This is a genomic window from Roseovarius sp. THAF9, from assembly GCF_009363715.1.
GTDB lineage: Bacteria > Pseudomonadota > Alphaproteobacteria > Rhodobacterales > Rhodobacteraceae > Roseovarius.
In genome coordinates, this window is the sequence record NZ_CP045404.1 from 3,283,252 (window position 1) to 3,295,735 (window position 12,484).

A 12,484-nucleotide genomic window follows, 5' to 3' on the forward strand; every position below is an offset into this window, starting at 1 on the left:
TATCGGAGACCCGCTCATGCCTCTCAGGTTCACCCTGCGCCAGCTTGAATATTTCGTTGCCGCCGGCGAAAGCGGCAGCATCGCTGCGGCCAGTCAAAAGCTCAATCTCTCGTCTCCCTCGATCTCTGCCGCCATCTCGCAGTTGGAGTCGGAACTTGGCGTGTCGCTTTTCGTCCGACAGCACGCGCACGGGCTGCGCCTGAACGAAGCGGGCCGGACACTTTCCTTGCAGGCGCAAACGGTCCTAAGCGAGGCGACGGAACTGATCCGGCTTGCCGCTACAGTCTCGGGCACCGTTCAGGGGCCGCTGCGCGTCGGCTGTCTCGTCACCTTCGCCCAGATCGTCCTGCCCAGCCTGCGCCGCAGTTTCGAGGCGCGGTTTCCCGAGGTGCGGATGAGCCAGGTCGAACTTACACAAAGCGACATCTTCGCCGGCCTGCGCCGGGGCGAGATCGACCTCGCGCTGAGCTATGACATGACCCTGCCCACCGACATGGAATTCCATCCCATTTGTGAACTCGCGCCCTTCGTACTTCTGTCGCCGGACCATCCGCTTGCCTTGCGGGACAGCCTGACCGTGCGGGACCTCGCGCCGCATCCGATGGTTCTGCTGGATCTGCCGATGAGCGCGGATTATTTTCTCTCGTTCTTCACACGCGCCGACCTGCGGCCGATGATCAGTGAACGCACCCGCGACATGGCGGTGATGCGCAGCCTTGTGGCCAACGGTTTTGGCTATTCCATCGCCAATTTCCGCCCGCGCAGCACCAGTGCGCCCGACGGCAAACCGCTTAGCTTCGTGCCGCTTGTGGGCGATGTCTCCCCGATGGCGATGGGTATGCTGAGCCTGCCCGGTGCTTTGAACAGCCGGACCAACGCCGCATTCTTCGAACATGCGAGCCGCGAAATGGCCCACGAGGACGCGACATGACCGACACCTTGGCGTTGCTCGACCGCCTGATCGGCTTTGAGACGGTCAGTGACCAAAGCAATCTCGCCCTGATGGACTTCGTCGCCGATCACCTGTGCAGCTTGGGCTTTCGCGTCACCCCCCTACCCGCACCCTGCGGCGACAAGATGGGCCTCTATGCCGAAATTGGGCCGCAGAGCGCGGGCGGGGTGCTGCTGTCGGCCCATACCGACGTGGTGCCCGTCGCCGGACAGGACTGGACCCGCCCGCCCTTTCGCCTGACCCGTGAAGACGGTCGATTGTACGGGCGCGGGACGACCGACATGAAGGGTTTCGCCGCCTGCATGTTGTCGCTGGCGGCCCGCGCGGCGCGGGCGGACCTGAAGGAGCCACTGAAACTGGTTCTATCCTATGACGAGGAGATCGGCTGCAAGGGGATCGCGGAGATGCGGGACAGGCTGGCACCTTTGCTGGCCGCGCCCAGGGTCTGCATCGTCGGCGAGCCGACGCAAATGGACGTGGCCACCGGCCACAAGGGCAAGCGTGCACTCGCCGCACGTTTTCACGGCGAAGCGGGCCATTCGGCGCTGGCCCCGCGCTATCTCAACGCGGTGCATCTGGCTGCGGATTTCCTGTCGCGCCTGCGCGCCTTGCAAACCGAGCTGGAAGAAAGCGGCGCGCGCGACCCGGCGTTCGACATTCCCTTCTCCACGGTGCATTGCGGACGTTTTTGGGGCGGCACGGCGGTCAATATCGTCCCCGACGCCGCCGAGATGGATTTGGAATTCCGCCACCTTGCCGCCGATGACCCCGACGCGCTCCTCGCCCGGATCGACCGCATCGCGCAAGATCTCGAAGCGACGCACCCGGCGGCCAAGATCACGCTGCACGAAAAGAGCGCCTATCCCGGCCTCGACACACCGACGGACTGCCGCGCGGCAAAGGACGTGGCCGACTGGGCGGACACCGGGATGACGAAGGTGGCGTTCGGCACCGAGGCCGGCACGTTCCACGGGTTGGGCATTCCGACGGTTGTCTGCGGCCCCGGTTCGATGGAAGGGCAAGGCCACAAGCGCGACGAATATATCGATGAGGGCCAGTTGGCCGACTGTGACCGGATGCTCAACCGGATGCTGGCCGATATAGCCGCATCGCCGCCCTAGCCGTGAAAGCCGCCTGAGACTGCGAATAGCAACGGACCAAGGTTCCGGGATGTCTGCGCGCCTGATGGTCCACCTCCGCACGTTCACACGCTGCACCAAAGGCCGCGTTCAAAGCCCGGACAGGCTCTTGATCTCGGCTATTACCGCATCGGCACCGTCACCCGCCTTGAGGGATGTGAAAAGAAACGGCCGGTCCTGCCGCACGCGCGTGGCATCATCGCGCATTACGTCCAGCGACGCCCCGACATGCGGCGCGAGGTCGGTCTTGTTGATGACCAGAATGTCCGATCGTGTGATCGCCGGACCACCCTTGCGCGGGATTTCCTCGCCCGCGGCGGTGTCGATCACATAGATCGTCAGATCGGCCAGTTCGGGGCTGAAGGTGGCGGACAGGTTGTCGCCGCCCGACTCGATCAGCACCACCTCCACATCCGGGTGCCGTTCGCGCATCTCGGCCACGGCGGCCAGGTTAATAGACGCATCCTCGCGGATCGCGGTGTGCGGGCAGCCCCCCGTCTCTACCCCGATAATCCGGTCCGAGGGCAGGATCTGCATCCGCATCAGCGCCTCGGCATCCTCCTGCGTATAGATGTCGTTGGTGATCACCCCGATCGAGTAATCGTCTTTCAACCGCTCCGACAGGCGCGCGGTCAGGGTCGTCTTGCCGGCGCCTACGGGACCACCGATCCCAATGCGCAGGGGGCCGTTCATACGTGTCATGACTGGAAAAGCCTCGGTTCGAGGGTTTCGTGCCGCATCGCCGCGATGTCGGACAGAAACGCGTTGCTGAAAACGTCGTGACGGGTTGCGCTGCGCGTCTCGGCCTCGATGATCAGGATATCGTCCTGAAGAGCCGCAAGAACCTGCTGCCCTTCGGTCTGTCCCAGGGGCATCAGGCGCAACGCCGCAGAGACAAGGTTCGATGCGACGGACTGAAGGTACAGCAGCACTGCCGCGTCCACATCGAGTGCCATCAAATGCACAGCCCGTCCCACAGCCATGGGCAGCAGCAGGTCGGGCAGGTCCAGCCCCCAGACCGCGTTCGTCGTCCGCACGAAAGCCGCCCCCTGCCGTGCCGTCTCGGCCAGCCGTTCGGCGGAGGGTGCGAAGGCGCGCGCCTCTGCATCTAGATCATGCACGTCGCCCTGCCCTGCTGCCAACCGCAGCCAAATCGCATCGGAGCGCCCCGAACCTTCGCGCAGGCAGCTGCGCAACCAGCCCTCTAACCCGATCGCATCGGCAATCCGGCCATCCTGTATCGCCTGCTCCACACCGTGGGACCAGGCAAAGGCGCCGATGGGATAGGCCGGTGACAGCCATTGCGCCAGCGTCAGAAGCTTCATGTCAGTGCGCATGATGCGCCGAGGCCCCATGCTCGTGACTGTGCGTGCGACCGTGCCCATAGGCACCGCCTTCGGGCCGGAAGGGCTCGGTCACCGTTGTTGTGCTCGCCCCCAGATGCGCCAGCATGTGCGCGATCACCGGGTCTTGCCGGATCAGCAACCTGTCCGCCTCGACCTGGCAGGGCGTGTGCCGGTTGCCGATGTGCCAGGCCAGCCGCGCCAGGTCCGGCCCCGTGACCGCCAGCAGCGCCTCGGGCGCCGCCACGATCCGCACCAGCAACCCCTCGCCGATTTCCAGCGCGTCGCCGTCGTTCAACGACACCGTCTTCTGGAAATCCGCGATGATCGACCAGCCGTCCTCGACCGTCAGCTTGCGGCGGCGGAAAAAGCGGTCCTCGTAGGTCAGCGGACACAGCGCGGCCACGCCGCGCCACGTTCCGGCGGGATGAATTATCTGGGCTACGGGAAATTTTGTCATGGCTCTCAATACAAAAAGTAACGCTGGGCCATCGGCAGTTCGCTGGCCGGCTCGCAAGTCAGCAGCTCACCGTTGGCGCGCACTTCATAGGTTTCGGGGTTCACGTCGATCTCGGGGCAGGCATCGTTCAGCTTCAGATCCGCCTTGCCGATGCCACGGGTGTTCTGTACTGGCAGCGTCTGCTTGACGATCCCAAGCGTATCGCCGATGCCGTTGTCATGCGCCGCAGCTGACACGAAGGTGACAGCGGACGCCTCCAGCGCTCGTCCATAGGCACCGAACATGGGCCGCGTGTAGACCGGCTGCGGCGTCGGGATCGAGGCATTTGGGTCGCCCATCTGCGCACAGGCAATCGAGCCGCCGATCAGAACCATGTCTGGCTTCACGCCGAAAAAGGCCGGGCTCCACAGCACCAGGTCGGCGCGCTTGCCTTCCTCGATGGACCCGATGTGATCGGAAATGCCATGCGCGATGGCCGGGTTGATCGTGTACTTGGCGACATAGCGACGGGCCCGCAGATTGTCGTTCTCGCCGGTTTCGTCAGCCAGCCGTCCGCGCTGTTTCTTCATCTTGTCGGCGGTCTGCCACGTGCGGATGATCACCTCGCCCACACGACCCATCGCCTGGCTGTCCGAGGCGATGATGCTGAACGCCCCCATGTCGTGCAGAATGTCTTCGGCGGCGATCGTCTCGCGGCGGATGCGGCTTTCGGCAAAGGCGATGTCCTCGGGGATAGACTTGTCCAGATGGTGACAGACCATCAGCATGTCCAGATGCTCTTCCAGCGTGTTGACGGTGAAAGGACGCGTCGGGTTGGTCGAGGACGGCAGCACGTTGGACTGCCCGCAGATCTTGATGATATCCGGCGCATGGCCTCCGCCCGCGCCCTCGGTATGGAAGGCGTGGATCGTGCGGCCCTTCATCGCCGCCACCGTGTTCTCGACGAACCCGGATTCGTTCAGCGTGTCGGTGTGGATCATCACCTGCACGTCCATCGCATCGGCCACCGACAGGCAGCAATCGATGGCGGCCGGGGTGGTGCCCCAGTCCTCGTGCAGCTTCAGCGCGCAGGCCCCGGCCATCACCTGTTCCTCCAGCGCAGCGGGCAGCGAGGCGTTGCCCTTACCGGCAAAGGCCAGGTTCATCGGGAACGCATCGGCGGACTGCAACATCCGCCCAAGGTGCCACGGCCCCGGCGTGCAGGTGGTGGCCAGCGTGCCGTGCGCAGGTCCAGTGCCACCGCCCAGCATCGTCGTCAGTCCCGAATGCAGCGCATCCTCTATCTGTTGCGGGCAGATGAAATGGATATGGCTGTCAAAGCCGCCGGCGGTCAGGATACGCCCCTCGCCCGCGATGATCTCGGTGCCCGGGCCGATGACGATGTCGATACCGGGCTGCGTGTCCGGGTTTCCTGCCTTGCCGATCTTGTGGATCGCCCCGTCCTTCAGGCCGACATCGGCCTTGTAGATGCCGGTGTAGTCCAGAATCAGCGCGTTTGTGATGACCGTATCGACCGCCCCGTCGGCGCGCGTCGCCTGGCTTTGGCCCATCCCGTCGCGGATCACCTTGCCGCCGCCGAACTTGACCTCCTCGCCATAAAGCGCCGCGTTCCCGCCAATTCCACCCGTCGCGGCGGCACCGGCATTCAGCGCGGTCAGGTCGCGCTCGACCTCGACGATCAGGTCGGTATCGGCCAGGCGCAGCCTGTCGCCCGTGGTGGGGCCGAACATGGCGGCGTATTCTGAGCGAGAGATGGTTGCGGGCATTACAACTCTCCCATGATCTGCTGGTTGAAGCCGAACACGCGGCGGGCGCCCGATATCGGAATCAGTTGAACCTCACGGCGCTGACCAGGCTCGAACCGCACGGCTGTGCCAGCGGCAATGTCCAGACGGTGCCCTCGCGCCGCATCGCGATCGAAGTCCAGCGCGGGATTCGTCTCGGCAAAATGGTAATGGCTGCCCACCTGCACGGGTCGGTCGCCGGTATTGGCGACCTCCAGCGTGATCGGTTGGCGGTCCGAATTCAGTTCCAGCATGCCCTCGGCGGGAAAGATCTGTCCGGGAATCATAGTCTTACCCCGCCATGACCAAGGCAGACCCACCCAACGCGACAGCGACTCCGGCCCCGCGCGCCACCAGCGCGCCGCCGAGCCGGCCCAGCGCCCAGCCCGCGGCGGCCCCAAGCGCATGAAGCGCCGCCGTTGCGGTGACAAAGCCGGCAAGATAGCTATGCGCCGTCGCACCGCCGATCTCGGCACCATGGGCGTGGCCGTGGAAAAGACCAAGTGCCGCCGTGATCGCAACTGCCGCGGACAGCGGCAACCGAGCCGCTGTGGCGACCAGCACCCCCAAGACAAGGACCGAGACCAGAATCATCGGCTCGACCATCGGCAGCGCCAGACCGCCCAGCGATACCAAGAACCCCAACGTCATCGCGCCCACAAATCCCACCGGCAAGGCCGCGAAAGCCCGACCTCCAAGACTTGCGGCCCACAGGCCCACCGCCACCATGGCGAGGATATGGTCCGCCCCTAAGACCGGATGCGACAGCCCCGCGGCAAAAGACCCGTGCGCGCCCGGATCCAGATGGGCAAAGGCCGGCCCGGCCGCCAGCAATGCGGGAAAGAGTGTCAAAACGAGGCGTCGCATGGGTCAGGTCTCCTGTCGGGTCAGCGAATGGGGTTATGTACGGTGACAAGCTTGGTGCCGTCGGGAAAGGTGGCCTCGACCTGCACTTCGTGGATCATCTCGGGCACACCCACCATGCAGTCGTCCCGGGTTATGACCTCGGCCCCGGCCTCCATCATGTCGGCGACGGTGCGTCCGTCGCGGGCGCCTTCGACCACCGCGTCGGTGATCAGCGCAACCGCCTCAGGGTAGTTCAGCTTGACCCCCCGCGCCATTCGCTTGCGCGCGACCTCGGCGGCCATGGCCACCATCAGTTTGTCTTTCTCTCTGGGCGTCAATTGCATCTTGGGTCAAAGCCTCCAGGATCTTGGCAGGGCCGCATTCGACAGGGTTTCGAGCACAGGACACAGCGTTCGGCGCAACTCGAAGCCGTCGCGCGCCAGTACCCGCACCACCAGCACGTCCGGCCCCAACAGGCTTGCGCCCCCGGTCACCGGCAGTAGCGCCCGCACTTTGGGCAAAAGGCTTTTCGCCCGGCGCCCCGCATAGAGCGCGCTTGCCATCGCAGTCATCCCCGCAGCGACCGCCGCTTGTGCCAACCGACCGGGAATGTCACCAGTCAATGCCACGCGATCCGCGTAAACCGGACTATTGCCACGGCGCACGATGACCCGGTCAATGAAATCTGCGTGCGCGACTGTTTCGCCCATGGCAAGGCGGCCGAACACGACCGGCTCGGCCATGATGAACTCTGCCGTATCGTCGATCTCGGCCTCCAGCCGTCTCTCCAGCGCGGCGCCGTCGAATACCAATAACTCTTGCGGCAGCCAGCAAAGCGTCGCGCCCGCCCCGACATGCAGCCTCGACCGCACCCGTGCCAAGCCTGAGTTGCTGCGATATGCCCGCTCGGCCGCCTGCGTTGTGACAACAAGACGGCTGCTTTCCCCGGCCGTCGCCTCGATGTCGAACCGATCCCCCCCGGTCAGACCACCCGAGGTGTTCACCACGACCGCCTCTACCGCGTCGGTCCGGCCCGTGAACAACGCCCGAGCACAGCCCGCGCTATGCAGCTTGTCCAGAACACTTTTTCCCTCCCGTAGCTTGGACGAAACGCGCAACTGTCCGGTAGCCCTTGGCAGGGCCGTGGCGTCGGAACGAACCGTGATGTCCGGGGCAAGAAGCATGGCAGCCTTGTGTCTTCGCAACGCGCAAAGCCAGCACCAAGGGGTGCACCTGTTCCACCTCCACCAGCGGCCGCACACTGCGCGCCAGCCTTGACGACCAACAAAGTGGCAGATTTTGGCGGTTATGCTTCGTTTTTGGGCGCAATCGGTACCGCAGGAACACACCCGGCCAAAAAGGGAGCGCGCGGTCGAATGCAGGAGTTGCCCGCCCGATTTACAGGCGTGACGATCAAGGCATGTGCGGTTTAAGAACTTTTCTCGTAGTTTGCTGCCTCTGTATCGGCACGGCGTCATCCGCCTTGCCCTTGCCCGAAGTTTTCGCCGGCTGCACAGGCCGCTTTTCCGCAGAACTCGAACATGCCTGGCTGCTCCGAGATCCCAAGGCTGACCTTTTAGAAGCCCGGCGCGCACGATTCGAGCAAATGCTCGCGGCCATATCCTTGGCCGATCGGCGCAGCCACCTGTTGGCACATCGCATCAGCGCCAAGATCGTCCACGCGCAAATTCTCAGCACCGCCCAATTCTCGCGCGATCCGCATCGGGCACGCTGGGCGCGGCGGCGGGCAGATGCGGAGATCCGCTACTGCCAGAGTTTTCTTCTTGAGAGTTGAGGTCAGCTGGACACCGCGCCGTCGAAAAAATAGGCGCTCGCGCCAAAAACCGCTGAATAAATAGACCACTCCGGCAGTAACGGCGTCTCGGGCCGCCTGAATCGTCGCCGCAGCGCAGAATCTTGTGAAACCAATATGTCCGACGGGCGCTTGCCGCCCGCTCGAACGTGCGATGGTGCCGGTCTTGCAATCCAGAAACACCACCGCACTCCGCAATCAAGTTGCGTGGGGGAGATATGGGACATTCGGTTTCGGCTCACAAGAACCCTGCGCGTTACGCAAGGGAATTTTGACATGACTAGCAAACTTTTGAGCACTGCGGCCGTCCTGACGACGCTGTCTGCTCCGGCCTTCGCACAGGACTGCCCGATCAAGGTGGGTGTGCTGCACTCGCTGTCCGGCACGATGGCAATCTCGGAAACGACGCTCAAGGACACTATGGAAATGCTGATCGAACAGCAGAACGAGAAAGGCGGCGTTCTGGGCTGCGACCTCGAAGCAGTGGTCGTCGATCCAGCCTCTGACTGGCCGCTATTTGCCGAAAAGGCACGCGAACTGCTTACCGTGCACGAGGTCGACGTGATCTTCGGCAACTGGACCAGCGTCAGCCGCAAATCGGTGCTGCCGGTCATCGAGGAATTGAACGGCCTTTTGTTCTATCCCGTGCAATATGAGGGCGAGGAAAGCTCCAAGAACGTGTTCTACACCGGCGCGGCACCGAACCAGCAGGCGATCCCGGCAACGGATTACTTCCTCGAAGAACTCGGCGTCGAAAGCTTTGCGCTGCTGGGCACCGATTATGTCTATCCGCGCACGACGAACAATATCCTGGAATCCTATCTGAAATCGAAGGGCATCGCTGACGAAGACATTTTCGTCAACTACACGCCCTTCGGCCATTCCGACTGGTCCAAGATCGTGTCGGACGTGGTAGCGCTGGGTGCGGGCGGCAAGCAGGTCGGCGTGATATCGACCATCAACGGCGACGCCAACGTGGGTTTCTACAAGGAATTGGCAGCACAAGGCGTGTCGGCCGATGACATCCCCGTCGTCGCCTTCTCTGTGGGCGAAGAAGAGCTTTCGGGTCTTGACACCTCGAACCTCGTCGGGCATCTGGCGGCGTGGAACTATTTCCAATCCGCTGACACCGACGCCAACGCCGAATGGATCGAGGCGTGGAAGGCCCGCATGGGCGAGGAACGTGTGACCAACGATCCGATGGAGGCGCATTACATCGGCTTCAACATGTGGGTGAACGCCGCCGAAGAGGCCGGCACCACCAAGGTCGACGCGGTGCGCGAGGCGATGTACGGGCAGGAATTCCCGAACCTGACTGGCGGCACCGCGGTCATGCTGCCGAACCACCACCTGGCCAAGCCGGTTCTCATCGGCGAAATCCAGGAAGACGGCCAGTTCGACATCATCAGCCAGACCGAGGAAGTGCCGGGGGACGCCTGGACGGACTACCTTCCGGAATCGGCCGTGCTGAAGTCCGACTGGCAGGAGCTCGAGTGCGGTATGTACAACACCGAGACCGAGACCTGCGTGCAGATCAAGTCGAACTACTGATCCACTGAGATCCGAAGGGCGGCCCCTGCGCCGCCCTTCACCCCCTTCTTTTTCCCTTTGGGAGGTTCGTGCATGGCACGCCTGTTGCTGATCCTCACGCTCGTTTTCACATACTTGCCCGCCGCGGCACAGCAAGCGGATGCGCCGATCCAGCAACTGATGCAGGAGCATGCGGACCAACTGGCCAAGCCATCGCGCACCAAGGTCGCCCCCACCATCGACGCCATCGCCGGAAGCGGCCTGCCTGAGGCACAGACCGTCCTGCGCAAGTGGCAGGACAAGGAGCTGTGGCGGAATGCTGAGACCGGCCTTTTCATCTGGGCCGAAGAGATCGACCGTGACACGATCCGCGGCTTTGACTTTGCCGGGGACACGCCACTGGGCGAGTTGCCCGACGACGACTACGACCAGTCCAAGCCCAATTCAGGCGTGCGCAAGATGATCGGCGCCGCGCTGGTGAAATTCCAGCTGACCGCCGAAGACCTCGCCACCCGCCGCACCGCCATCGACAATGTCGAGCGGGACGCCGAAGCCTCGCACTTGCCCCCCCTGCGCGCGGCGATCGAGGCCGAGACCGATCCGACCCTCAAAGCCCGCGCCGAACGCCTCGAACGCTTGCTGACCATCCGTTTCGGCGAAACCGAAGAAGAACGCATCGCCGCTATCGAAGGTTTTCAGGGCGATCTGGGCGTCGATCTGCGCGGCACGCTGAACCCGCTGGTGACGACCCGGCTGGAAGCAGCGGAAACCGCGCCCGCGAGTCCCGAAATCGCCCGCGTTCTGAAACCCGGCTCCGAGGTTCTGTCCCGCGAGGACGCCTATGACCTGCTGGTCTCGGAAGGCTTCGCCAAGCCACGCATCAGCCGTGCCGACAAGGCCGCAGCGCTCGTGGCCAATCTTGAAAACGACACGGTTGCCGGGGTTCAGGTTGCCACGCTCGACACCGAAGACGCCCGCGACATGGCCTATGCAAAGCTCGCGGAACAGGGCACGGTCGACCCAGTCGCCACCGAGGCCGAGATAGACGAGACGCTTGGCCAGTATTCTTTTTACGAGGTCTTCACCGGCGCTCCACCCGCCGTCGCGCTGGCCGCGATGGTTGCCCTCAACGGCATTGAAACGCGCGTTGCCGTCAACCAGGCCGCCGACCTTGCGCTCGACGCCATTTCGCTCGGGTCGATCTATTTCCTCGCCGCCATCGGACTTGCCATCACCTTTGGCGTGATGGGCGTGATCAACATGGCCCATGGCGAGTTCATCATGATGGGCGCCTATACCGGCTTTGTCGTGCAACAGATCATCCCGGACCAGACGCTGTCGGTGATCCTCGCCATCCCGCTGGCCTTTGCCGTGACCTTCGCGGCGGGCGTGGCGATGGAACGGCTGGTCATCCGCTGGCTCTATCACCGCCCGCTGGAAACGCTGCTGGCCACCTTCGGCATCTCAATCGCGCTGCAACAGATCGCCAAGAACATCTTTGGCACGCAGGCCCGCCCGCTGACGGCGCCCGGATGGCTTGACGGTTCACTGGTGTTCAACGACATCGTCTCGATCAGTTATATCCGCATCGCGATCTTCGTTTTGGCACTCTTGTTCCTCGCCCTGTTCCTCCTGGTGATGAATCGCACCCGGCTGGGGCTGGAAGTGCGCGCGGTCACGCAAAACCCCCGCATGGCGGCCTCGATGGGGATCAACCCCGACCGGATCAACATGCTGACTTTCGGCTTCGGGTCGGGCATCGCGGGCATCGCGGGCGTGGCCATCGGGCTTTACGCCAAGGTCACGTCCGAGATGGGTGCCGACTATATCGTGCAAAGCTTTATGACCGTGGTCGTGGGCGGCGTCGGCAACATCTGGGGCACGCTGCTCGGCGCTACACTCGTGGGCTCGCTCCAGAAAGGCATCGAATGGCTGAACCCGTCGAACACGCTGGCGGCGCAAACCTACATGATCCTCTTCATCATCCTCTTCATCCAATTCCGGCCGCGCGGCATCATCGCGCTCAAGGGCCGGGCGGCGGAGGCATAGATGCGTCTTGACAGAGGAATGCCGGATCGGAACGCTAGGGTCATATTCAGCATGGATGGAGATTTGCATTATGCGCATTTTGACTGCTCTTCCTTTTCTTTTTGCCAGCCCAGCGCTTGCGGACGTTTTCCTGTTCGAGACGCCGTCCGGAAACATCGAATGTTCCGTCGGCATAGGGCAAACCTCCTCCGACATAATTTGCGAAATCATAGAGAAAACCGGACCGGATGCGCAGCCAAGACCGTCGAATTGCAGCGCGACCTGGGGGCACAAGTTCTCGATGCTAGAGACCGGGACGGTCCAGATGGAATGTGCCAACACACCGAGGAATTCCGACATTGCCGAAAAGGCTCCCTACGGCGTAAGTGCGACCTGGGGCGAGATCACATGCTGGTCGGAACGCACGGGATTCGAGTGCCGGAACGCCTCCGGTCACGGGTTCTTTCTGTCTCGACGCGTGCAACGCGTCTACTGACCCGCATCGGCCTCGGCCCCGGCCATAGACCGAGGCCGACACCTCTGCGCCAATTGTCCACCATAAGGCTCGATATCCAGACACTTCGAGCAC

14 protein-coding genes are annotated in these 12,484 nt (G+C 63.4%); 6 read left to right on the plus strand and 8 right to left on the minus strand.

What is annotated here, in order from left to right:
- The first annotated feature begins 16 nt into the window (after positions 1–16).
- Both FIU86_RS16265 and argE read left to right on the plus strand, forming a co-directional pair.
- On the plus strand, positions 17–931 hold the full coding sequence (locus FIU86_RS16265) for a LysR substrate-binding domain-containing protein (RefSeq protein ID WP_152476039.1): 915 nt from the start codon (positions 17–19) through the stop codon (positions 929–931).
- On the plus strand, positions 928–2,073 hold the full coding sequence (gene argE / locus FIU86_RS16270; protein WP_152476040.1) for an acetylornithine deacetylase: 1,146 nt from the start codon (positions 928–930) through the stop codon (positions 2,071–2,073). The genes FIU86_RS16265 and argE overlap by 4 nt, the downstream gene beginning before the upstream one ends.
- A gap of 108 nt (positions 2,074–2,181) precedes the next feature.
- Here argE and ureG read toward each other — a convergent pair whose 3' ends face one another.
- From ureG to FIU86_RS16310, 8 genes are read right to left on the minus strand one after another with little or no spacing between them, the layout of a single operon-like run.
- Positions 2,182–2,793: an urease accessory protein UreG gene (ureG, locus tag FIU86_RS16275; protein ID WP_152476041.1), complete on the minus strand. Its 612-nt coding sequence runs from the start codon at positions 2,791–2,793 to the stop codon at positions 2,182–2,184.
- A complete protein-coding gene (locus tag FIU86_RS16280) occupies positions 2,790–3,416 on the minus strand; it encodes an urease accessory protein UreF (protein WP_254703863.1) in 627 nt (208 codons plus the stop codon). Before FIU86_RS16280 ends, ureG begins: the two co-directional genes overlap by 4 nt.
- A 1-nt stretch (position 3,417) precedes the next feature.
- A complete protein-coding gene (locus tag FIU86_RS16285) occupies positions 3,418–3,894 on the minus strand; it encodes an urease accessory protein UreE (protein ID WP_152476043.1) in 477 nt (158 codons plus the stop codon).
- A 5-nt stretch (positions 3,895–3,899) separates the two neighbouring features.
- Positions 3,900–5,660, minus strand: coding sequence for an urease subunit alpha (gene ureC / locus FIU86_RS16290; protein WP_152476044.1), 1,761 nt, complete (start codon positions 5,658–5,660; stop codon positions 3,900–3,902).
- Positions 5,660–5,965 carry an urease subunit beta gene (locus FIU86_RS16295; RefSeq protein WP_152476045.1) on the minus strand — a complete coding sequence of 102 codons (306 nt, stop codon included), beginning with the start codon at positions 5,963–5,965 and terminating at the stop codon, positions 5,660–5,662. The genes ureC and FIU86_RS16295 overlap by 1 nt, the downstream gene beginning before the upstream one ends.
- 4 nt (positions 5,966–5,969) lie before the next feature.
- Complete coding sequence (locus FIU86_RS16300; protein ID WP_152476046.1) at positions 5,970–6,545, minus strand: HupE/UreJ family protein; 576 nt, start codon at positions 6,543–6,545, stop codon at positions 5,970–5,972.
- Between the two features lie 20 nt (positions 6,546–6,565).
- Positions 6,566–6,868, minus strand: a complete 303-nt coding sequence (locus FIU86_RS16305) for an urease subunit gamma (RefSeq protein ID WP_152476047.1) — start codon at positions 6,866–6,868, stop codon at positions 6,566–6,568.
- 6 nt (positions 6,869–6,874) lie between these two features.
- Complete coding sequence (locus FIU86_RS16310; protein ID WP_152476048.1) at positions 6,875–7,708, minus strand: urease accessory protein UreD; 834 nt, start codon at positions 7,706–7,708, stop codon at positions 6,875–6,877.
- A gap of 299 nt (positions 7,709–8,007) precedes the next feature.
- Between FIU86_RS16310 and FIU86_RS16315 the strand changes: the two genes are divergently transcribed.
- The 4 genes from FIU86_RS16315 (at position 8,008) to FIU86_RS23115 (ending at position 12,391) form a co-directional block, all read left to right on the plus strand.
- Positions 8,008–8,319 carry a hypothetical protein gene (locus tag FIU86_RS16315; protein ID WP_172977530.1) on the plus strand — a complete coding sequence of 104 codons (312 nt, stop codon included), beginning with the start codon at positions 8,008–8,010 and terminating at the stop codon, positions 8,317–8,319.
- 294 nt (positions 8,320–8,613) lie between these two features.
- A complete protein-coding gene (urtA, locus tag FIU86_RS16320; protein ID WP_152476050.1) occupies positions 8,614–9,888 on the plus strand; it encodes an urea ABC transporter substrate-binding protein in 1,275 nt (424 codons plus the stop codon).
- Between the two features lie 72 nt (positions 9,889–9,960).
- Positions 9,961–11,916, plus strand: coding sequence for an urea ABC transporter permease subunit UrtB (urtB, locus tag FIU86_RS16325; protein ID WP_152476051.1), 1,956 nt, complete (start codon positions 9,961–9,963; stop codon positions 11,914–11,916).
- A 70-nt stretch (positions 11,917–11,986) separates the two neighbouring features.
- Positions 11,987–12,391 (plus strand): DUF6636 domain-containing protein, encoded by a 405-nt coding sequence (locus FIU86_RS23115; protein ID WP_152477195.1) that lies wholly within the window; start codon positions 11,987–11,989, stop codon positions 12,389–12,391.
- Positions 12,392–12,484: the final 93 nt, after the last annotated feature.

Coding starts and splice junctions, on each gene's coding strand:
- FIU86_RS16265 (WP_152476039.1), top strand. CDS start 17: ATGCCTCTCAGGTTCACCCTGCGCCAGCTTGAATATTTCGTTGCCGCC.
- FIU86_RS16285 (WP_152476043.1), bottom strand. CDS start 3,894: ATGACAAAATTTCCCGTAGCCCAGATAATTCATCCCGCCGGAACGTGG.
- urtB (WP_152476051.1), top strand. CDS start 9,961: ATGGCACGCCTGTTGCTGATCCTCACGCTCGTTTTCACATACTTGCCC.
- FIU86_RS16300 (WP_152476046.1), bottom strand. CDS start 6,545: ATGCGACGCCTCGTTTTGACACTCTTTCCCGCATTGCTGGCGGCCGGG.
- argE (WP_152476040.1), top strand. CDS start 928: ATGACCGACACCTTGGCGTTGCTCGACCGCCTGATCGGCTTTGAGACG.
- FIU86_RS16295 (WP_152476045.1), bottom strand. CDS start 5,965: ATGATTCCCGGACAGATCTTTCCCGCCGAGGGCATGCTGGAACTGAAT.
- ureG (WP_152476041.1), bottom strand. CDS start 2,793: ATGACACGTATGAACGGCCCCCTGCGCATTGGGATCGGTGGTCCCGTA.
- FIU86_RS16310 (WP_152476048.1), bottom strand. CDS start 7,708: ATGCTTCTTGCCCCGGACATCACGGTTCGTTCCGACGCCACGGCCCTG.
- ureC (WP_152476044.1), bottom strand. CDS start 5,660: ATGCCCGCAACCATCTCTCGCTCAGAATACGCCGCCATGTTCGGCCCC.
- FIU86_RS16305 (WP_152476047.1), bottom strand. CDS start 6,868: ATGCAATTGACGCCCAGAGAGAAAGACAAACTGATGGTGGCCATGGCC.
- FIU86_RS23115 (WP_152477195.1), top strand. CDS start 11,987: ATGCGCATTTTGACTGCTCTTCCTTTTCTTTTTGCCAGCCCAGCGCTT.
- FIU86_RS16280 (WP_254703863.1), bottom strand. CDS start 3,416: ATGAAGCTTCTGACGCTGGCGCAATGGCTGTCACCGGCCTATCCCATC.
- urtA (WP_152476050.1), top strand. CDS start 8,614: ATGACTAGCAAACTTTTGAGCACTGCGGCCGTCCTGACGACGCTGTCT.